20 protein-coding genes and 1 tRNA gene are annotated in these 20,336 nt (G+C 69.8%); 3 read left to right on the forward strand and 18 right to left on the reverse strand.

From position 1 onward, the window contains the following. Window position 1: 1 nt before the first annotated feature. The 5 genes from INT51_RS07345 to INT51_RS07365 are packed head-to-tail and all read right to left on the reverse strand — an operon-like array spanning window position 2 to window position 5,751. A complete protein-coding gene (locus INT51_RS07345; RefSeq protein ID WP_193104552.1) occupies window positions 2-193 on the reverse strand; it encodes a ubiquitin-like protein Pup in 192 nt (63 codons plus the stop codon). Window positions 194-202: 9 nt separating this feature from the next. Continuing rightward, entirely contained in the window at window positions 203-1,903 is a 1,701-nt protein-coding gene (gene dop, locus INT51_RS07350) for a depupylase/deamidase Dop (protein ID WP_193104553.1), read from the reverse strand. After that, on the reverse strand, window positions 1,900-3,471 hold the full coding sequence (arc, locus tag INT51_RS07355) for a proteasome ATPase (protein ID WP_193104749.1): 1,572 nt from the start codon (window positions 3,469-3,471) through the stop codon (window positions 1,900-1,902). The genes dop and arc overlap by 4 nt, the downstream gene beginning before the upstream one ends. Window positions 3,472-3,508: 37 nt before the next feature. Further along, a complete protein-coding gene (locus INT51_RS07360) occupies window positions 3,509-4,579 on the reverse strand; it encodes a tRNA (adenine-N1)-methyltransferase (protein WP_193104554.1) in 1,071 nt (356 codons plus the stop codon). Window positions 4,580-4,632: 53 nt separating this feature from the next. After that, window positions 4,633-5,751: a site-2 protease family protein gene (locus INT51_RS07365; protein WP_193104555.1), complete on the reverse strand. Its 1,119-nt coding sequence runs from the start codon at window positions 5,749-5,751 to the stop codon at window positions 4,633-4,635. A gap of 106 nt (window positions 5,752-5,857) precedes the next feature. Between INT51_RS07365 and INT51_RS07370 the strand changes: the two genes are divergently transcribed. After that, window positions 5,858-6,667 carry a PAC2 family protein gene (locus INT51_RS07370; RefSeq protein WP_193104556.1) on the forward strand — a complete coding sequence of 270 codons (810 nt, stop codon included), beginning with the start codon at window positions 5,858-5,860 and terminating at the stop codon, window positions 6,665-6,667. Window positions 6,668-6,702: 35 nt separating this feature from the next. On the opposite strand, the gene mshC is transcribed toward INT51_RS07370, so the two are convergent. From mshC to INT51_RS07385, 3 genes are all read right to left on the reverse strand, one after another. Next, window positions 6,703-7,992, reverse strand: coding sequence for a cysteine--1-D-myo-inosityl 2-amino-2-deoxy-alpha-D-glucopyranoside ligase (gene mshC, locus INT51_RS07375; RefSeq protein WP_193104557.1), 1,290 nt, complete (start codon window positions 7,990-7,992; stop codon window positions 6,703-6,705). A gap of 52 nt (window positions 7,993-8,044) precedes the next feature. Next, window positions 8,045-8,917, reverse strand: a complete 873-nt coding sequence (locus INT51_RS07380; protein ID WP_193104558.1) for an undecaprenyl-diphosphate phosphatase — start codon at window positions 8,915-8,917, stop codon at window positions 8,045-8,047. A 140-nt stretch (window positions 8,918-9,057) separates the two neighbouring features. Then, complete coding sequence (locus INT51_RS07385; RefSeq protein ID WP_193104559.1) at window positions 9,058-9,387, reverse strand: DNA primase; 330 nt, start codon at window positions 9,385-9,387, stop codon at window positions 9,058-9,060. Between the two features lie 131 nt (window positions 9,388-9,518). On the opposite strand from INT51_RS07385, the gene INT51_RS07390 reads away from it, so the two are divergent. Beyond that, window positions 9,519-9,815 (forward strand): DUF5703 family protein, encoded by a 297-nt coding sequence (locus tag INT51_RS07390; RefSeq protein ID WP_193104560.1) that lies wholly within the window; start codon window positions 9,519-9,521, stop codon window positions 9,813-9,815. Between the two features lie 78 nt (window positions 9,816-9,893). Beyond that, entirely contained in the window at window positions 9,894-10,406 is a 513-nt protein-coding gene (locus tag INT51_RS07395; protein WP_304502108.1) for a hypothetical protein, read from the forward strand. A gap of 12 nt (window positions 10,407-10,418) precedes the next feature. Here INT51_RS07395 and INT51_RS07400 read toward each other — a convergent pair whose 3' ends face one another. The 10 genes from INT51_RS07400 to INT51_RS07445 all read right to left on the reverse strand — a co-directional run bounded on the left by INT51_RS07400 (window position 10,419) and on the right by INT51_RS07445 (window position 20,303). Beyond that, the gene (locus INT51_RS07400; RefSeq protein ID WP_193104561.1) at window positions 10,419-11,273 is read right to left on the reverse strand and encodes a TrmH family RNA methyltransferase; all 855 of its coding nucleotides are present in this window, start codon (window positions 11,271-11,273) and stop codon (window positions 10,419-10,421) included. Continuing rightward, entirely contained in the window at window positions 11,270-11,737 is a 468-nt protein-coding gene (locus INT51_RS07405) for a tRNA (cytidine(34)-2'-O)-methyltransferase (RefSeq protein ID WP_193104562.1), read from the reverse strand. The genes INT51_RS07400 and INT51_RS07405 overlap by 4 nt, the downstream gene beginning before the upstream one ends. Window positions 11,738-11,901: 164 nt before the next feature. Continuing rightward, window positions 11,902-11,987: transfer RNA gene (locus INT51_RS07410), tRNA-Leu, on the reverse strand. 92 nt (window positions 11,988-12,079) lie between these two features. Continuing rightward, the gene (locus INT51_RS07415; protein ID WP_193104563.1) at window positions 12,080-12,526 is read right to left on the reverse strand and encodes a hypothetical protein; all 447 of its coding nucleotides are present in this window, start codon (window positions 12,524-12,526) and stop codon (window positions 12,080-12,082) included. A gap of 127 nt (window positions 12,527-12,653) precedes the next feature. Continuing rightward, window positions 12,654-13,547 (reverse strand): shikimate dehydrogenase, encoded by an 894-nt coding sequence (locus tag INT51_RS07420; protein ID WP_193104564.1) that lies wholly within the window; start codon window positions 13,545-13,547, stop codon window positions 12,654-12,656. A 49-nt stretch (window positions 13,548-13,596) separates the two neighbouring features. Continuing rightward, window positions 13,597-14,763 carry an endolytic transglycosylase MltG gene (gene mltG, locus INT51_RS07425; protein WP_193104565.1) on the reverse strand — a complete coding sequence of 389 codons (1,167 nt, stop codon included), beginning with the start codon at window positions 14,761-14,763 and terminating at the stop codon, window positions 13,597-13,599. Then, entirely contained in the window at window positions 14,760-15,308 is a 549-nt protein-coding gene (gene ruvX, locus INT51_RS07430; RefSeq protein ID WP_193104566.1) for a Holliday junction resolvase RuvX, read from the reverse strand. Before ruvX ends, mltG begins: the two co-directional genes overlap by 4 nt. Continuing rightward, window positions 15,305-18,013, reverse strand: coding sequence for an alanine--tRNA ligase (gene alaS / locus INT51_RS07435; RefSeq protein ID WP_193104567.1), 2,709 nt, complete (start codon window positions 18,011-18,013; stop codon window positions 15,305-15,307). Before alaS ends, ruvX begins: the two co-directional genes overlap by 4 nt. A gap of 133 nt (window positions 18,014-18,146) precedes the next feature. Beyond that, window positions 18,147-18,773, reverse strand: coding sequence for a 30S ribosomal protein S4 (gene rpsD, locus INT51_RS07440; RefSeq protein WP_193104568.1), 627 nt, complete (start codon window positions 18,771-18,773; stop codon window positions 18,147-18,149). Between the two features lie 156 nt (window positions 18,774-18,929). After that, a complete protein-coding gene (locus tag INT51_RS07445; protein WP_193104569.1) occupies window positions 18,930-20,303 on the reverse strand; it encodes a replication-associated recombination protein A in 1,374 nt (457 codons plus the stop codon). Window positions 20,304-20,336: the final 33 nt, after the last annotated feature.

Raw genomic sequence — 20,336 nt, forward strand, 5'->3', positions numbered from 1 at the left:
GTCACTGACCGCCCTTCTGCACGAAGGACCGCACGAAGGTCTCCGCATTGGATTCCAGGACGGCGTCGATCTCGTCGAGCAGATCGTCCGCACCCTGGGCCGAGGCGAAGGTCTGCCCGCCGGTGGTGGCTGCGGACTCCTCGGCGCCCTCGTCGGGGCCGCCGCCGGGGGCGTTCAGGGACTGCTGGGACATGGGTCCTCCTCAGGACTGGGAGACGGCGCGGCGCAGGGCGTCGAGGATCGTCTCGGGATCGGTGGTCAGGTCGATGCCGTGCAGTTCGCACCAGGCGGCGGAGCCCAGCCGCGGGTCGGCCAGGCGCAGTCGATGCCCGCTGTCCGGGCCGGCGAGGGTGATCGCATCCCACCCGGCCGACGGGACGTGCGCGCGATGAGCGGCGATCAGACCGCCTCGGAGATGAGCGCGGGTCGAGGTGGGCGCGGTGGTGACGGCCGCGTCGACCTCGTCCTGGCCGACGAGGGTGCGCACGGCGCCGGCGGCCCGGAGCTTGTCGAACAAGCCCCGTCCCGGGCGCAGATCGGAGTACTGCAGATCGATCATGAACAGGCGGGGGTCGCCCCACTCGAGTCCGTGCCGATCCCGGTAGCGGTTCAGCAGCTGGAGCTTCGCGACCCATTCGACGCGGTCCGCGGCGGCGGCCGGGTCCTGCTCGAGGAGGTCGAGCAGCTCGCCCCAGGAGGCCAGCACGAGGGCCGTCTCCTCGTCACTGGTGTCCGCCACCGCGGCGATCGCCTCGAGGTGGGCCCGTTGGATCTGCACCGCGGTGAGCTCTCGGCCGTCGGCCAGGGGCACCGTGGCCCGGAGCGTGGGGTCGTGACTGATGGTGCGGACCGCGTCGACCGGATCGGCGAGGCGCAGGTCCGGCAGGATCGCCTGCCCGGTGCGATGCTCCGCCTCCAGCGCGGCGAGCACCAGGGAGGCGGTGCCGAGCTTGAGGAAGGTGGACTCCTCCAGCAGGTTCGCGTCACCGATGATCACGTGCAGGCGGCGGAAGCGGGAGGGATCCGAGTGCGGTTCATCGCGGGTGTTCACGATCGGCCGGTTCAAGGTGGTCTCCAGGCCCACCTCGGCCTCCATGAAGTCGGCGCGGGAGGAGAGCTGGAACCCGGGGCGCTCTCCGCGGGTCCCGAGGCCCACGCGACCGGCACCCACCAGCACCTGGCGGGTGGACAGGAACGGCAGCATCGCGGCGGCGACCCGCTCGAAGGGCACGGCCCGGTCCACGAGGTAGTTCTCGTGGGTGCCGTAGGAGGCGCCCTTGCCGTCGGTGTTGTTCTTGTACAGGGCGACGTCCGGGATGCCGTCGGCGGCCTCGATGATGCCCATGGCGCGGCGCGCGATCTCCTCGCCGGCGCGGTCCAGGACCACGGCCTCGCGGGCGCGCATCACTTCGGGAGCCGAGTACTCGGGATGGGCGTGGTCGACGTACCAGCGGGCACCGTTGGTGAGCACGGCGTTGCCGAGGGAGCGCTGGGCGGCCCAGGTGAGCACCTCGGCGTCGTCCCCGTCGGGGGCGATCTCGGAGCCGGTCAGCGGCGCATCCAGCTCGACGCTGGGCACGTGGGCGTCGCGGACCTCGTCGGTCAGCTGGGTGGGGTGTGCTGCCGCACGCTGCAGCTCGAAGCCGCGGGCGTCGCGCAGCGGAGTCTCGTCACCGTAGTCCCACCGCACCCGACGACCGCGTTCCCCCTCGTGCGGGTCCAGCAGCGCGTAGGCGCCCACGACCAGGTGGGACAGCAGGATCGAGCTGCCGGCCCCGGCGCGGGTGCGGGCCTCGAGATCGGCGTGCAGCACGCCGAACTCCGTCTCGATGCCCATGACCCGCTCGGTGGTCAGCGCGGCTGCAGCATCCGGCCTCGCCGGCTCGATCGGCTGGATAGTCATGGGGTCGACTCCTCGAGGTCCGGGCCCGAGACGGCGCGGGAGCGTCCCTGCAGCGGGACCACCGCATCGACCCGTCGTCCGGTCCCGGAGATGCGCGCCCAGTCCTCGGGGTGCGCGGCCGAGGGCATGTCCTCGTTCTCCACGAACTCGGCGGTGATCGCGTCCCGCAGGTGCTGCGTGGTCAGGCCCACGTCGCCGGTGGCGAGCTGGTCCTTGACCGCGTGCTTCTTCGCGCGGTCGGTGATGTTGCGCAGAGTCGCCCCGGAGACGAAGTCCCGGAAGTGCAGGGTCCCCTCGGTGCCGTCGGAGTACTCCAGGCGCACGAAGGCCGAGTCCGGGCCATCGGAGTAGATCTCGCGCACGGCGAGGTCGAGCAGGGTGCCGCGGTCCTCGCGGAACGGGACGCTCTCGTCGAGGTAGAGCCCGAGGATCTCGCGGCCGGCCCGCGCGTTGGGGCGGCGAACCCGGATCTTCACGTCCAGGCGGCCGGGGCGCAGGATCGCGGGGTCGATCATGTCCTCGCGGTTGGAGGCGCCGATGACGATCACGTTGTCCAGGCCCTCGACGCCGTCGATCTCGGCGAGCAGCTGGGGCACGATCGTGGTCTCGACGTCGCTGGACAGGCCGGTCCCGCGGGTGCGGAACAGGGCTTCCATCTCGTCGAAGAAGATCACCACGGGATGGTCGGCGGCGGCCTTCTCCCGAGCCCGCTCGAACACCAGACGGATCGAGCGCTCGGTCTCGCCGACGTACTTGTTCAGCAGCTCCGGGCCCTTGACGTTGAGGAATGCCGAGTTCTCCAGCGCCTCGGCGACGCTGACCCCGCGCACCTCGGCGCTGCGCAGCACGAGTTCGTGCGCGACAGCTTTCGCGATCATCGTCTTGCCGCAGCCGGGCGGGCCGTACAGCAGCACGCCCTGCGGCGGGCGCAGACCGTAGGTGCGGTAGAGGTCCTGCTGGAGGAACGGCAGCTCGACGGCGTCGCGGATAGCCTCGATCTGCCCGCCGAGCCCTCCGATCTGGTCGAAGGAGACGTCAGGGACCTGCTCGAGCACCAGGTCGGTGATCTCGGCGCGGTCGATGCGCTCCATGACCAGTTGGGCCTTGAGATCCACCAGGACATGGTCCCCGGGATGCAGCGTCTCCTGCGTCAGGGTGCCGGCTGGGCGCAGCACGCGGGTGTCGTCGGGGGCCACGGCCACCAGGATGCGCGAGTCCGCGAGGGACTCGACGACCGGGACGACGTTGCCGGCATCCCCGGCCGGCACGGCCTCGACAGCGGCGAGGGCCTCGTTCAGGCGCAGCTCCGTGCCAGGTTCCAGAGCGTCCAGGTCGAGGCTCGCGGCGGTCGCGACCCGCAGCCGACGACCGTTGTGGAGCACGTCCAAGGTGGTGCCCTCGGCACGGCGCAGGAAGGTCGCGTAGGAGTTGGGCGGATCACCCACCCGCTCCAGGTCGCTCTTGAGGTCGACGATCTGGGCGCGGGCGGCGCGCAGACCGTTCGTGAGCCGCTCGTTGTGGGCGGCGAGCTGATCCAGCTCCGCGGTCATCTCCGCGTAGGTCTTCATCGTCACGGCATCTCCTTCCGATCCCTGCCGGGCCGTCTCAGCGGTCCCGGCCCTGCCGGATATCGCGCAGTGCGCGCTTGAGCTTGCGCGGGGCGACTCCCCGCTCCCCGACGTCGCTGGGACCCCACTCGGAGTCCGATCCACCGAACCCGTCGTTGTCGGGGTGATTCACCTCGTCCTCGATCCGGGAGCCGGGGGCGGGTCGGGTCACGCGGGTCAGCGCGCGGGTGCCATGCGCCGAGCGCCGAGCGGTCAGCAGGAATCCGGTGTGGGCGTTCATGCGGTGCTCCGGGCGCACCGCAAGGCCCTCGAGGTGCCAGGGGCGCACGAAGGACTCCCAGGCGTAGGGCTCGGTGAACTCGCCGTGATCGCGCAGCGCCTCTGCGGTGCGGGAGAGCTGGGTGACGGTCGCGACGTAGGCCAGGTACACGCCGCCGGAGACCAGCACGTCGGCGGCGGCGTCCACGCATTCCCACGGGGCGAGCATGTCGAGCACCACGCGGTCCACGGCGGGCTGCCCGGGCGAGAGCGTCGGGGCGATGTCCTGGAAGTCCCCGACCGAGAGGTCCCAGGACGGGTTGGGGCCGCCGAAGAACGTCTCGACGTTCTCCCGGGCCACCTCGGCGAAGTCCTCACGGCGCTCGATGGAGTGCACGGAGCCCTCGGGGCCGACGGCGCGCAGCAGCGCGGTGGTCAGCCCGCCGGAGCCGACCCCGGCCTCCAGCACGCGGGCGCCGGGGAAGATATCGCCCCACATGAGGATCTGCGCGGAGTCCTTGGGGTAGATGATGGCGGCGCCGCGGGGCATCGACAGCATGTAGTCGGCGTACAGCGGGCGCAGGGCCTGATAGCGCGTGCCGCGGTTGTCCTCGACGACGACGCCGTCCTCGGCGCCGATCATCTGGTCATGGCGGAGCACGCCGCGGTGGGTATGGAACTCTCCGCCGGGCTTCAGGGTGATCGTGTGCAGGCGGTTCTTGGAATCGGCGAGCTGGACCTTGTCGCCGAGATCGAAGGGCCCGGTGCGGTCCAGGCCGCGACGGGGCGCTCGGGGCGCGGGAGCCGACGCCCCGTCGTGGGCGGCGGGCTGCTGCGGCTGATCAGTCATGCGTCCCAGCATATGACGCACGGTGAGACGTCAGCGCCCCAGAGTAGTGATGTTCACCGACCGCGCAGGAGGGCATTGACATCCGCGCTCATGATCACGCCCCGTGGCGCCCCGCCCTGCTCGAGCACCAGGTAGAGGGGCGTCGGCTTCGCGAGCATGGCCGAGATCAGTGCCTCACCGTGCAGGGAGGCCTCGAGCACGCCGATCTCCCCGACGGAACCGGCGACCGCGCTGACGGGGGTGGCGGCACGCTGCTGGACCGGGACGGCCTGTGCTGCGGCGGGCTGGATCCGATACGCGCGGCCGAGGACTCCGGGGCGCGGCGCGGTGCGTTCGAGGACGAGCACGGCGTCGAGATCGGCGTCGCTGCCGAGATCCGCGAGACTCTGGTGCGCGGGGACGATGTGCATCGGCCGCGCGAGGGTCGCCGCGTCGAGGGTTCCGATGCGGTGCTGCAGCTTCGCGGCCTCCAGCGCCCGGGTCGCGCCCTGCCAGAGCATGCCGGCGATCAGCAGGGCCCACAGGATGGTCAGCAGCAGGAAGGTGTCGGCGCCCTGGTTGCGCATGATCCACCACAGCGGGACCAGCACCACGACCACCGCGATGCCGCGGCCGAACCATGCGGTCACGCGGGTCCCGAGCAGGGGCCTGCGCAGCACGCCCCCGAGCAGGGCCTCCAACGCCCGGCCGCCGTCCATCGGCAGTCCCGGAAGCAGGTTGAAGATCGCCAGCGCGACGTTGAGGCGGGAGCAGAAGTACCAGAACACGGCGCCGGCCGACCCGGGCTCGGCGAGGGAGGCGATCGCGGAGGTCCCCGCTGCCAGGAGCAGGTTGGCGATCGGCCCCGACAACGAGATGACGACCGAGGCGGGCGCCGACATCGACTCGCTGCGGTACTGGGTGTGTCCGCCCCACAGGGTCAGGGCGATGTGGTCGACCGTCGCGCCGAACCCGTGGGCGCTCAGAGCGTGCGCCGCCTCGTGGATGAGCACCGACACGATCATGAACACGGCGATCCCGAGTGCCAGCAGCACCCCGGTCGAGGAGACCGATCCGCCGTCGCCCGCGAAGGAGGGATACAGGATCAGGGCGAGCACCAGCACGGTGACCAGAGTGCCGGGACTGACACGGATCGCGGGCAGCGGGCCCAGGCGCAGCGTGGGGCTCGTCATGTTCTGTCTCCTCCGGCTCCGGGGCGGAGGCTCCCCAGGCAGGGCGAGGATATCCGCTGCTCCTGCACCCCGTCTCCGAGATGGCGTTCGAGCCTATGATGGAGTGATGAGTCGAATCGCCATCACGGCTTTCAGCGGATGGAACGACGCGGGAGAGGCCGCCAGCGGGGTGATCGAGCATCTGCTCGAGGTGTGGCCGTCACGGCCTGCCGGAGCGGTCGACGCCGAGGAGTTCATCGACTTCCAGGTCAACCGGCCCGAGATCCGGACTACCGAAGAGGGTCTGCGCGTCATCGACTGGCCCGAGACGCAGCTGCGGATCGTCGAACCGCCCAGCGGCCCCGAGATCGTGACGGTCATGGGGCCCGAGCCATCGCTGCACTGGAAGCGATTCTGCGACGAGGTGCTCGAGCAGATGCAGCTCCTGGGCGTGAGCTCGGTCGTCTCCCTGGGAGCATTGCTGGCAGATTCGCCGCACACGCGGCCGCTGCCGGTCTCCTCCGCCCCCGAACCGGGAGCCGCCGACCGGATTGACGACTCCGAGCAGTACTCCGGTCCGATCGGGGTGCCGACGATCCTGGCCCGCCGCACCGCGAGCGCGGGACTGCCCACCACCAGTGCGTGGGTGCAGGTCCCCCATTACGTCTCGCAGAATGCCTCCCCGAAGGCGGTGCTGGGCCTGCTGCGAGAGGTCCAAGGACTCGTGAGCGCCCCGATACCCATCGCGGAACTGGTCGAGGACGCGGAGGCCTGGGAGCGCGGTGTCGACGAGCTGGCCCGCACCGACGAGGATGTCGCCGAGTACGTACGGCGTCTCGAGCGCGCTCAGGACGCGGCGGATCTGCCGGAGGCCAGCGGCGACGCGATCGCCAAGGAGTTCGAGCAGTTCCTGCGCAGGCGGCGCGAATCCGAGTGAGGGCACCGACCTCGGCGCCCTGAGGCGCCCGGCTCTCAGCTGCGCAGGTCGAGACCGAACAGGGCGTCGGTCGCGGCGGCGACATCGCCGGGGCGATCGGCCGGATCCGTCGTCCCAGCGGGCTCAGCGGTTCCTGCCGGCTCCTGGTCGACCGCATCGGCGCGTGCCGCTGCGGCCCAGGTATCCAGCGCGGTCAGTGCGGAGGGAGTGTCGAGATCGTCGCGCAGAGCGCTGCGCAGGGCGGCGACGGTCCTCGGGTGCTGCCCGTGGAGCGCTGCCGCTGTGCGGTAAGTCTCCAGACGAGCAGCGGCGAGGTCGACCTCGTCCTCGGACCATGCCCAGTCCGCGCGGTAGTGGTGGGCCATGAGCACCAGGCGGATCACCCTTGGATCCACACCGTCGCGCACCAGGCGGTGCACGAACACCAGATTGCCCAGGGACTTGCTCATCTTCTCGCCCTCATGGGCGACCATTCCGCTGTGGGTGTACATGCCGGCGAAGCCTCGTCCCAGCGCGACGGCGTGTGCGGCGCTGAGATCGTGATGGGGGAAGATCAGGTCGCTGCCGCCGGCTTGGATATCGAACGGAAGGCCCAATCCGTCCTGGGCGATGCAGACGCATTCCACGTGCCACCCGGGGCGGCCGCGGCCCAGCACGCCGGCTTCCCAGGCGGGTTCCCCGGCGCGCTCGGCACGCCACAGCAGCGGATCGAAGCGACCACGCTTGCCCTCGCGCTCGGGGTCCCCGCCACGCTCGGCGAACACCGTGAGCATCTGCTGCTCGCTCCAGCCCGAGACGTCACCCAGTGCACCGTCGACGCCGAGGTCGAGGTACCAGTCCGGCCCCGCTGCATCCGGTGCCTCCACCTGATAGGCGCGTCCGCGGGCGTGGAGTGTCTGCACGGTGGTGATGATGTCGTCCATCGACTCGCTCACCGAACGATAGGTCTCCGGGGCGATGATGCGCAGAGCTTCCATGTCCTCGGCGAACAGCGCGACCTGGGAGGCGGCGAGCTCGCGCCAGCCGATCCCGTCGCGGTCGGCCCGTTCGAGCAGGGGATCGTCGACATCGGTGACGTTCTGCGCGACGACGACCTCGAGACCGGTGTCCAGCAGCGCGCGACGCATCAGATCCGCGGCGTGGTACGTGGCCGCGTGACCCAGATGGGTCGCGTCGTACGGGGTGATCCCGCAGACGTACAGGCGAGCACGGCCGGGCGTGATCGGCACCACGGGCGCCACGCGTCCGGTCCGGGTGTCGTGCAGCCTCAGCGGCACACCGGAGGCGGGAAGGGGCGAGATCGACGGGGAGTTCCAGGAATGCACCGTTCGATCATACGGGCCATGACCAGGATCGGGCGCCGCTGTGAGTCCTCCCTCAGGCGCCGCCGAGGGGGTCCACCGCGCCGAACCAGAGCAGGCCCAGCAGCACGAGACCCGCGACCACTCGATACACGACGAACATCAGGTACGAGCGGTTCTCGATGATCTTCATGAACCAGACGATCACCGCGTAGCCCACACCGAAGGCCACCAGGGTCGCGATGACGAGCGCGAGCAGCGAAGGCTCCCCAGCCGCCGCGGCAACGGCGCGCCCATCGGCCGTGAGCAGGACGGGAACCTCTTTCGCAGCCTTGTACAGGCCCGAGGCGAACACGGCAGGGACCGCGAGCAGGAAGGCGTACCGCGCGGCAGACTGCCGCGTGTACCCCATCAGCAGGCCGGCGGTGATGGTGCCGCCGGAGCGGGAGACGCCCGGGATCAGGGCGAGCGCCTGGGCAAGACCGAAGAGGATGCCATCGCGCACGGTGAGCTGCTTGAGGTCCTTGCGCTGCGGGGCGATGCGGTCGGCGACACCGAGCAGGATGCCGAAGAGGATCAGCATCGTGGCCGTGATGTAGAGGTTGCGCAGACCGTAGTCGATCTGCTCCTCGAACAGCAGGCCGAGCACCCCGATCGGGATCGAGCCCAGGATCACGAGCCAGCCCATCCGCACGTCCGGGTCCGAGTGCGGAACCTTGCCGGCCAGCGCCTTGAACCACTTGCCGATGATCCGGGTGATGTCTTTCCAGAAGTAGATCAGCACGGCAGTCTCGGTGCCGAGCTGGATGATCGCCGTGAAGGCTGCTCCGGGATCCTGCCCGGGGTCCATCAGCTCACCGACAACGCGCACGTGAGCGCTCGAGGAGATCGGGAGGAACTCGGTCATTCCCTGGACGATGCCCAGGATGATCGCCTCGATGAAAGACATGGACACTCCTGGGGGACGACGATCGGATCACACGGCCGACAGGAACTTCGGCCCTGGACAGAGTACGCGGCGCCGGGCATCGAGCCCGGCGCCGCGTGGGGACCAGTGGTGAAGATGACGTGCAGTGTCAGAGGACGACCTCAGCGCCGGTCGTCGGCCACCTCATCGTTCGAGTCATCGTCATCGTCATCGTCATCGTCGTCGGCGTCGAACTCATCGAGATCGTCGAAGTCGTCGTCGTCGTCATCATCGTCGTCTTCGTCGTCGTCCGTGTCGAAGACGATGAGCGGAGTGGCGATCTCGTACTCGTCGAAGAGCGCGTCGTCGTAGGTGTCGAAGGCCGTGGTGAGCTGCTCGGTGGCGGCGTCCAGGGCTGGATCGTCATCATCGCGGGAGGCGGCTGCCGCCTCGTAGTGACGTTCAAGGGCAGCGATCAGCGCAGCAAGAGCGGAGCGAGGATCCGTGTTCATGAGTGGACGGTACCCCGTCGGCGGGCAGAATGGACAGTGACATCGTCACGGGCGAGGTCACGAATCGGCGGCGCGACGTCCGCAGACTCCGCGGCCCGTCCTGGCAGGTCATCGATCACAGGAGGATGTCGTTGTTCAGAACTACCCAGCCCCTGGCCGCTCGGGTCGTGCACGTCCGGCATCCGAGAGGGCTCCAGGATCTTCCGCTCGAGCGCGGGCGGCGTGCAGAGGACTACGAGTTCCAGATCATCACGGTGCCGCGCAACAGCTCGGTGGCGCAAGTGCGTGCCGCCCTGACCGAACAGGCCGAGTACGGTCGCTGGGAGCACGCCCGCACTCGTCTGTACATGGATGGCGGCAAGAAGGTCTGGCTGCGCCGCCGGATCATTCGCGTCGAGTCCACGCTGGGACAGCCGCCCACGCTCTGAGACCGCCGCCGGGCACGCTCGTCCACACTTCATGGCCCGGCCTCGTGCCGGCCCGGTGATCTCTGGTCCAATGGCGGGGTGGACCCTGCCCCTGAGACGCCCTTGATCATCCTTGCGGTGCTTGTGCTCGTGTATCTGCCGCCCGCGCTGGTGCTCGCCTGGGTCGATGGCAGGGAGCACCGTCTGCCCAACCGCTGGGTGGGTGGCCTGAGCGTCGGGGTCGGATCCGCCCTTCTGCTCGTGGCCATGATGAGGCCCGAGCTCCGCGACGGTCTGACCACCGCGCTCGTCCTCGCCCTGGCTCTGGGAGCCGGCGCGATCCTGCTCGCGCTGATCGCTCCCCCGCTGCTGGGCATGGGGGATGCGAAGACGCTCCCGGTGGTGGTGGGCATGAGCGCCGCCCTCGGTGGCGACGTGCTGATCGCCGCTGGTCTGGCTGTCGCCGTGGTCAGCGGGGCCGCCGGGGCGGCGGTCATGGCTGTGACCCGTCGGACCGGGGTGCGCTTCGCCGTCGGGCCGATCCTGTTGGCAGGTCCGTTCCTGGGGTTGCTCGGGGCGCCGCTGGTACGCGGCGCGCTCGGCACCGGCTGAGCCGGCGACTTCTCAGCCGCCCGACCGGCCACGCTGTCGGCGCGCCTCATAGAGGGCGATCGAGCCGGCGACGGAGGCGTTCAGGGAGGAGGCGCTTCCTCCCATGGGGATCTCGGCGACCAGGTCGCAGGCCTCGCGCCACATCGCACTCATTCCGATCGTCTCGTTGCCGACGACGAGCAATGTCGGTCCGGTGAGGTCTGCATCAGCCAGCTCGAATCCGCCGGCCTCGTCGAGTCCGAGCACGGTCCACGGCTGTCCCTGCGCCCGTTGCTCCTGAACCCAGCTGAGCACCTCACGGTGCGAGGGCTGGCGCACCACGGGCACGGCGAAGATCGACCCGGTGCTCGCGCGGATCGCCGCGGGGTCCCAGGGATCCGCGCTGTGTCCGGTGATCACCAGTCCTTCGCCCCCGAGCGCATCGATGGTGCGGGCCAGGGAACCGATGTTCCCCGGCCCTGTCGGACGATCGAAGACGACCAGCATCCCGGTGGGCGATGGGGCCAGACGGGTCAGAGAGTCACCCGGCAGGGTGGCCAGAGCCAGCAGCTCCGGGGAGCCGTTCTCCCGCTCCCCCAGGTCGGCCATCAGCTCGGGGGCGAGCACGACGACCGGTCCCGGCGGATCGTCGAGCAGCTCCCGTGCCCATCGGGACGGGGTTTCGCGCCCATCGGACAGCAGCGCCCGGATCTCGACCCCGTGCGCGATGGCCTGGGTGATCGGGCGCACGCCCTGGATGATCATCTCGCCGCTGCGGGTGCGTTTGGTCCGGTTAGTCAGCAGTGCTTGCCATTGCTGGAACAGGGCGTTGCGGCGCTCCAGGCGCGCGGGAAATGCCGAGCGGGTCGCCGCGTCGCCGCGACTCATGCGCCCACCTCGTCATAGTCCAGCTGCCGCCAGGCCTCGTACACCGCGATCGAGACCGAATTGGCCAGGTTCAGCGAGCGGCGGGCGGGGAGCATCGGGATCCGCACCCGGGAGGTGACGCGCGCATGATCCATGACCTCCTCGGGGAGCCCGGTGGGCTCGGTGCCGAACAGCAGCACGTCCTGGCGGGTGTACTGGATCTGCTCGAAGGTCACGTCGCTGCGTGCGGTGAAGGCGAACACCCGGGCCGCGGGAACAGCGGCCAGTCCGTGCTCGAGATCGGGATGGATGCTCACGTCGGCGAGGTCGTGGTAATCGAGCCCGGCGCGCCGCAGCTTCGCGTCCTCCAGGTCGAAACCGAGGGGCTCGATCAGATGGAGGCGGGCGCCGGTGACGGCCGCGAGACGGATCGCGTTGCCGGTGTTGCCGGCGATCGCGGGCTCGTGGAGGAAGACGTGGACCATGGCGCTGATTCTTCCACGCGGGAGTTCGTGGACGGGAAGTGGTCGCGACGGCACAAACACACAGTTGCACACGTGGAGCAGGGCGCTCGGGGGCGGAGGCCTGGACCGCGAGAAAAGCAGAACCCCTCCTGCCGGTTGTCCACCGATCAGAAGGGGTTCGTTCGTGTCCGAGAGGGGACTTGAACCCCTACGCCCTAATACGGGCACTAGCACCTCAAGCTAGCGCGTCTACCAATTCCGCCACCCGGACAGGTGGCCGCCGCAGCGACTCCAGAAATATAGCACGCAGGCGGACCGGACTCGGCGACGAAAAGCCCGCTGCCAGCATGGACGTGAAGACAATCACGCCATCGCGTCGATGCGCGTGCGCTGCATCAGCGTATGCAGCAGGCGAAGAGCCGACTCGACCTGGACCCCGAGCGTGCTGCGCGAGGACGAGGGCAGCCGTTCGGCGAGGTCCTGCAGGGAAGCCGCAGCCAGGACCACCATCGTCTGATCGGGATCGATCACCCTCGCGCCCTCCCAGGAGCCGAGGGTGCCCAGGACCTGTTCGAGCTCGTCGGAGGCGGCGTGCCGACCCGCCGTGAGGAGATCGACGCGGGCCCGCGTGGCAAGTGCCGTGCACAGACGCAGCAGCGGCGTGGAGATGCCGGGGCCGATCACCGCATCGTGCGGGGGATCGACGGGGTCACCGTCCGGTGCGATCCTCGGGGCCATGATCGTGGAGTCGCTCGCTCGCTGCGGAGATGTGCCGCCGACGTCGTCCCTGCGTCCTCGATCCAGGTCCATGAGTCACTTCCTCGTGCTCGTTCTCCCGATGCCGACGGAACTCGCCGGACGCCGAGCACTTTACTACCCCTTTACCGAACCGGACAAGGGGCCCGCCGTCCGGTCGGGTACGGGAGCGCGGCGTCGATCAGTCGACGTCCTCACCGGCGGCGGCACGCCGGGAGAGCTCGGCACGTGCGGCCGAGAGCATCTGAGGCACCGGGGCCGCCGGCACCCCGAGCATCGAACGGATCTGCTTGTCGGCCTGGTGGGCGAGCATCTCCAAGCCGTCGACCACGCTCCCCCCGCGCCGGGAGACGACAGCAGCCACGGGAGCCGGCCACGGATCGTAGAGCACATCGAGGAACTGCTCCGGGACAGGGAGATCCGGCTGCTGTTCCCAGGCACGCGCGACTGCTCGTGCCCCGTCCACCGCCAGAGCGCTGATCACCACATCCGTGGTGAGCAGCTCGTGGTTCAGCGTCCAGGGAACGACGCGCACCCGCACCCCGGCGTGCGACGCGAGAGACTCCAGCGGCGCCAGCTTGTGCGGACTGCGGGCAGAGAGCAGGATCTCCTGGGCCCCGACGTCGAGCAGAGCCGCCACGGCGCTGGCGGCGGTGGCCCCGGAACCGAGCACCGCACCGGTGGCAGGTGCCACCGTGCCGTGGTCCTGCAGGGCGGCGACGATCCCGTACACATCGTGGTTCTCGGCCCGCCACCTGCCGTCGGCGCGACGGATGAGCGTGTTGGAGATCCCGAGCATGCGTGAGGTCTCGTCGGCCTCCGCAGCGAGGGCAAAGGCCTCCGGTTTGCCCGGCATCGTCACGCTCAGACCGCCGAGTTCGTGTCCCGCTCCGTGAGCCAGGAACTCTGCGAGAGCGCCGGCGGCGACGTCGTACCGCTGGTAGGACCCACCCTCGATGCCGAGCACCCGATACGCGGTGCGGTGCAGCACAGGCGAGAGAGAATGGTCGACCGGGGACCCGACCACCGCAAAGCGCGGGAGGCCGGAACGGCTGCGCGCGGCTCCCGGGCTCACCTGCGGAACCTCAGGGATGGTGCGGCATTCTGGTCGATCTCGCTCATCGTCAGCCCTTCGCCGCCGCCCAGTCCTGCCATTCCTTGACGTTCGCCTCGTGCTCCGCCCAGGTAGCGGCGAACTTCGTCTCACCGGTGTCGGTGTTGACGGAGACGAAGTAGAGCCAGTCCCCTTCCGGCGGAGCAATCACGGCGTCGAGGGTCGCGCCGCCGGGAGCAGCGATAGGACCTGGCGGGAGACCGGTGTTGACGTACGTGTTGTACGGGTCCTTCGTCTGTCGTTCGGCGTCGGTCGTTCCCACGCTCGCCGATTTCCCGGTGACGTAGTGGACCGTCGAGTCGAACTGCAGCGGCATCGGGGTTCCGTCCGCCTCCCCGGTGCCCTCGAGGCGGTTGCGGATCGTGCGCACCACCTTGCCGTAGTCCTCGGCGTTGCGCACTTCCAGCTCTGCGAGGGAGGCGATGGTCAGAGTCTCGTGCCACTGTTCGGGCGGGATCTCCCGCGCGGTGAGCTCCTCCTCCATGCGGCCCCACATCATCGCGATGACCTCCTCGGCGGTGGCTTCCTCGGGGATGTCGTAGCGGCCCGGCCACAGGTAGCCCTCCAGCGTGCCAGCGGAATTCTCGGGGATGCCGAAGGCGGTGTAGTCCTCCGCAGCCTCCTCGAAATCCTCGACGGGGATCCCGGAGGCGTCCGCCAGCAGCGGCCAGATCTGAGTCATGCGCAGGCCCTCCGGGACGATCACCCGGTGCCCGGCGAGGTTCGCGGGGTCCAGGAGCGCGTTGAGCGCGTCGATCGACGTCATCTCCTGCTTCAGCCGGTAGACACCGGGCTCGATGCCCGCGGCATCCGGGGACGTGGAGAAGGCGCCCACGAAGGGCCCCGTCGTCTTGATGACACCCTCCTCGACCAGGGTGGCCGCGATGTCCGCACCGGTGTCGCCCTCCGCGACCTCCACCACGACCTCGCCGCTGCCGGGGCCCGGGTAGTCCGCGGCCTCCTGCTCGACGCTGACGTTGGAGGTGAGCCAGCGATATCCCTGGAACCCGCCGTAGCCGAGGCCGGCCACGACGGCGATCACGAGCAGCACGGGCAGGAGCGAAAGGAAGAAGCCTCCCCGCTTCCTCCCCGCCCGTCGGCGCCCTTTGCGGTTCGCCGTCTCGGAGGTCTGGTTCTGCGCGAGCTCGTCGAAGGACAGGTCATCGTCCTCACTCATCCGCCGTCCTCCTGTTCGGTTCCGTCGGTGACCCGTGCCGCGGGCTGCGAGGGGTCGACCAGCTCGCCGGCACGAGCTCTGGTCGACCGCTCGATGTCCAGCGCCTGCTGCAGGATCATCACGGCGGCGACCTGGTCGACGACCTGCCGGTGTTTGCGCCCCTTGCGACCGGACGTGTGCAGCGCCTGGTGCGCCGTCACGGTCGTCAGCCGCTCGTCGAGCAGCCGGATCTCGACGTCCTGCTCCTCCTGGGACAGCATGGCGGCGAGGTCACTGGTGAACTCGCGTGCCTTGGCGGCCGCTGGCCCTTCGGTTCCGTTCAGGGATCGCGGAAGCCCCACCATGATCACACGTGCCTCGGCCTCGAGCGCCTCATCGGCGACCCGGCGCGTCGCGACCTGTCGCTCGATGGTCTCGACCGGAGTCGCGATCATGCCGTCGAGGTCGCTGCGCGCGAGACCCACGCGGACGTCGCCGACATCGACTCCGAGTCGGACGCCGCGAGGCAGGGCCTCCGAATCGTCCTGGGCGTCGGCCGTGCTCATGCGGTGACGGCCGCCTCGAGGGAGCTGCGCACCGCGGTGAGGGCGTCGGGGATGCGTGCGGGCTCGCCACCGCCGCCCTGGGCCATATCGGGCTTGCCTCCGCCGCGTCCGCCCATCGTCTCCGCGGCGGTACGCAGCAGAGATCCGGCCGCGAGGCCCTGGTCACGGGCGCCGGCACTGGTGGCGATGACGAGAGCGGCGCGGCCATCCTCGTGGCCCGCGACCGCGACCACGACCGGGGAGTCCTCGCCCAGGCGCGCGCGCACGTCGAGCGCGAGGGTGCGCAGGTCCCCCGCGGCGATCCCTTCGCCCGCGTCATGGGCGAGCAGGCGCACGCCGGCGACCTCGATCGCCATGTCGGCGAGTTTGCCGGCCTCGGCCTGCAGCTGCTGCCCGCGCAGGGCGCTCAGCTGCTTCTCCATGTCCTTCATGCGCTGGGTCAGCGCGCGCACCCGCTCGGGGAGATCGTCGCTGGAGCCGACCTTGAGGATCTCCGAGAGCTGCGAGACCAACGCATGCTCCTTGGCCTGGTAGCGGTAAGCCGACAGCCCGACCAGCGCATCGACGCGGCGCACACCGCTGCCGATGGAGGACTCCCCCATCAGCTGGACGGTGCCGATGGCACCGGTGCTGGAGACGTGCGTGCCGCCGCACAGCTCACGGGACCAGTCACCGCCGATGGAGACCACGCGCACGATATCGCCGTACTTCTCGCCGAACAGGGCCTGGGCGCCGAGGGCCCGGGCCTCGTCGATCGGCATCTGCTGGTCGGTGACCGCGAGCTCGTCCTGGAGCAGGGTGTTCACGCGACCCTCGATCTGTTCGAGCGCGCCGTGCGGGACTCCCTGGCCATAGCGGAAGTCGAAGCGCATGCGACCCGGGGAGTTCTCGGAACCGGCCTGCGTGGCCCCGTCGCCGAGCTCCTCCCGCAGGGACTGGTGGACCATGTGGGTCGCGGTGTGCGCGCGGGCGATCGCGCCCCGGCGTGCGGCATCGATCGTCGCGACCGCCTCGGTGCCCTGGGCGAGCGAACCCTCGACCAGGCGGCCGCGGTGCACGATCAGGCCGCGCACCGGTCGCTGCACGTCATCGACCTCGACGAGGGCACCGCCGGCGACTGCGATACGTCCCTGGTCGGCGAGCTGACCTCCGGATTCGGCGTAGAAGGGGGTCGCGGCGAGCACCACCTCGACATCGGCCGGGGCGTCGACGGAGTTCACGAGCGATCCGTCCACCAGCACCGATTCCACGGTGGTGGCGACGGTGGACTCGGTGTAGCCGAGGAACGGCACGTCCTCGCCGCGCTGGCCCAGCAGTCGGTTGTAGATGGCGGTGTCCGTGTGGCCGGTCTTCTTCGCGGCGGCATCGGCGCGGGCGCGTTCACGCTGCTCCTGCATCGCGCTGCGGAAGGCCTCCTCGTCGACCGCGAGACCGGCCTCGCCCGCCATCTCGACGGTCAGGTCGATCGGGAAGCCGTAGGTGTCGTGGAGGCGGAAGGCGGCGTCCCCGGAGACGGCGCGACCCCCGTCCTCCTTCACCTCGCCGACGAGCTGGTCGAACATCGCGGTGCCGGTGACGAGGGTGCGACGGAAGGCCTCCTCCTCGGCGTGGACGATGTCGCTGATGCGCGGGAAGTCCGCGGCCAGCTCGGGGTAGGACTCGGACATCGTGTCCTTCGAGACCGGCAGCAGCGCCGGCATGGAGGGATCCGCATAGCCGAGCAGACGCATGGAGCGCACCGCGCGACGGATCAGGCGGCGCAGCACGTAGCCCCGACCCTCGTTGCCGGGTCGCACCCCATCGCTCACCAGCATCAGCGCACTGCGCACGTGGTCGCCGACGATGCGGAGACGGACGTCGTCCTCCGCATCCGTGCCGTAGACCCGCCCGGAGAGCTCCTGGGCCTTCTCGATCACCGGGAAGATCTGATCGATCTCGTACATGTTCGCCTTGCCCTGCAGAAGGTAGGCGACGCGCTCGACGCCGAGACCGGTATCGATCGACTTCTGGTCGAGCTCTCCCAGCAGCGGGTAGTCCTTCCCGGCGCCCTCTCCGCGCAGGAACTGGTCGAACACCAGGTTCCAGATCTCGATGTAGCGGTCCTCGGCCTTCGGGCTGCCGGGCCACTCGGGCACGCGGCCGCTCGGGGCGTCGGGTCCGTACTCGGGACCGCGGTCGACATGCCATTCCCCGGTCGAGCCCGCCGGGCCCGGCTGACCGGTGTCCCAGCAGCTCTCCTCCCACGGCAGCTGCACGACCCGGGAGGGGTCCAGACCGATGACCTCGGTGACGTGCTGGTAGGACTCCTCGTCCTGCTCCCACAGCGTGAACCACAGACTCTCGGGGTCGAAGCCGAAGCCACCGTCGTCCTGCGACGTGGTCAGCAGCTCCCAGGAGAAGTCGATGGCCCCCTTCTTGAAGTAGTCACCGAAGGAGAAGTTCCCGGCCATCTGGAAGAACGTGCCGTGGCGCGTGGTGCGACCGACGTTCTCGATGTCATTGGTGCGGATGCACTTCTGCACGCTCACGGCGCGTGCGTAGGGAGCCTTCTGCGTGCCCACGATGTACGGGATGAACGGGACCATGCCGGCGATCGTGAACAGGATCGAGGGATCGGCGGAGACCAGCGAGGAGCTGGGGACGACCTCATGCTGCTTCGTGGCGAAGAAATCGAGCCAGCGACGATGGATCTCGGATGTGCGCATGGTCTGGAATGGTCCTTCCTGGGACACCGGGGGCCGGCGGATGGGGGCGCCGGACGAACAGTACGGACACGAAGGCCCCGGTCAGGGTACCGGAGTACACCCGCCGGGGCCTTCGCGCCGCGGTCAGAAGAGGTCAGCGCGCGTAGTACTCGACGACCATCTGGACCTCACAGGTCACGGGAACCTCGGCGCGCTTCGGGCGCGCCACGAGCTGGGCCTTCAGCTCGGCGAGTTCGACCGAGAGGTACGAGGGGGTCGTGGCCAGGACGTCCGAGTTGCCACCTTCGGCGGCGATCTGGAACGTGTCCATGGCCTGCGACTTGGGCTTGATCTGGATGGTCTGACCCGGCTTCACGCGGAAGGAGGGACGGTCCACCAGCTTGCCGTCGACCAGGACGTGGCGGTGCACGACGGACTGACGGGCCTGCAGGGTCGTGCGGGCGAAGCCGGAGCGCAGCACGAGGGCATCGAGACGCATCTCGAGCAGCTCGACCATGCTCTCACCGGTCAGACCGGGCTCCTTCTTGGCGTCCAGGTAGGCACGGTGCATCTGCTTCTCGCGGATCCCGTACTGGGCGCGCAGGCGCTGCTTCTCCTTCAGGCGCACCGCGTAGTCGGACTCGGTCCGACGGCGGGCGCGGCCGTGCTCGCCCGGGGGGTAGGGGCGCTTCTCGAAGTACTTGACGGACTTCGGGGTGAGCGGGAGCCCAAGGGCTCGGGACAGGCGCGCCTGACGGCGCGCACGGGTGACGTTGGTCACGAGGTATACCTCTTGTTCGCGTGGTGTGAATCCAGTCGTGCAGCCGCGGATTCAACGACCAAGATTACCGCAGGTATGCCGTCCGCTCAACGGCCATCGCCCCCGGTGGTGCGTCAGTTCCTGTGGAGTCGCACACAACCACGCCTGGGCGCGGGCTCAGGAGCCGTCCTCGGAGCGCAGGATCCGTCGCAGCGCCTCGACCCGGCGCCCGGTCTGGGCCTCGTTGCCGTGGGCCTTGGGATGGTAGTAGTCCACGCCCACGAGATCGTCCGGGGCGTACTGCTGGCCCACCACGCCGTGCGGAGCGTCGTGCGCATAGCGGTATTCGACGCCGTGCCCGAGCTTCTTCGCCCCCGAGTAGTGGGAGTCGCGCAGGTGCGCGGGGACCCCGCTGCCCTTGCCGGCGCGGACATCCGCGATCGCGGCGTCCAGCGCCTGGTAGGACGCATTGGACTTCGGGGCGGTGGCGATGTGGACGACGGCCTGCGCCAGCGGGATGCGTCCTTCCGGCATCCCGAGCATCTGCACCGCCTGCATCGCCGCCACGGCGACCTGCAGCGCCGTGGGATCGGCCATGCCGACCTCCTCGCTGGCGGCGATCATGACGCGCCGGCAGATGAACCGGGGGTCCTCCCCCGACTCGATCATCTGCGCGAGGTAGTGCAGGGAGGCGTCGACGTCGCTGCCGCGCATCGACTTGATGAAGGCACTGGTGACGTCGTAATGCTGATCGCCGGCGCGGTCGTAGCGCAGAGCGGCGCGATTGACCGCCTGGGCGAGGGTCGCCGCGTCGATCTCGCGGGACTCCTTCATCAGGGCGGCGGCAGCCGCTGCTTCGAGCGAAGTGAGGATCTTGCGAGCGTCCCCTCCGCCCAACCGCAGCAGCGCCTCGCGGGCGTCGTCGGTGAGGGTGACGGCGCCGTCCAGCCCGCGCTCATCCATCAGCGCCCGGTCCACCACGGTGTCGAGATCGGAGCGCTCGAGGGATTCCAGGGTGAGCACGATCGAGCGGGACAGCAGCGGGGAGATCACCGAGAAGTACGGGTTCTCGGTGGTGGCGGCGATCAGGGTGACCCACCGGTTCTCGACGCTCGGCAGCAGGGCGTCCTGTTGGGACTTCGAGAAGCGATGCACCTCGTCGATGAACAGGACGGTCTCCCGACCGACGGTGCGCAGTCGGGAACGCGCCTGGTCGACCACCTCGCGGATGTCCTTGACCCCGGCGAGCACGGCGGAGACCTCGACGAACTCCCGGTCCCCGGACTGCGCGACGACGTAGGCGAGGGTGGTCTTACCGGTACCGGGCGGGCCCCACAGGATCACGGAGCTGGGTGCGGTCCGGGAGTCGTCGGCGGCGACCAGTCGGCGCAGCGGACTGCCGGATTCGAGCGCAGCCTCCTGACCGACGATCTCCTCCAGGCTGCGCGGGCGCATCCGGACGGCCAGCGGCGCACGATGATCGACGTTGCGATCGGACAGCGTGCGCGGGGCCGGTGCGTCACCGGCCAGCGAGAACAGATCCTCCTCCATGCCCTCAGCCTAGGCCGGTGCGGGGACGTGGCG

The sequence above is a fragment of the Brachybacterium sp. FME24 genome (genome assembly GCF_014897705.1).
Lineage (GTDB): Bacteria > Actinomycetota > Actinomycetes > Actinomycetales > Dermabacteraceae > Brachybacterium.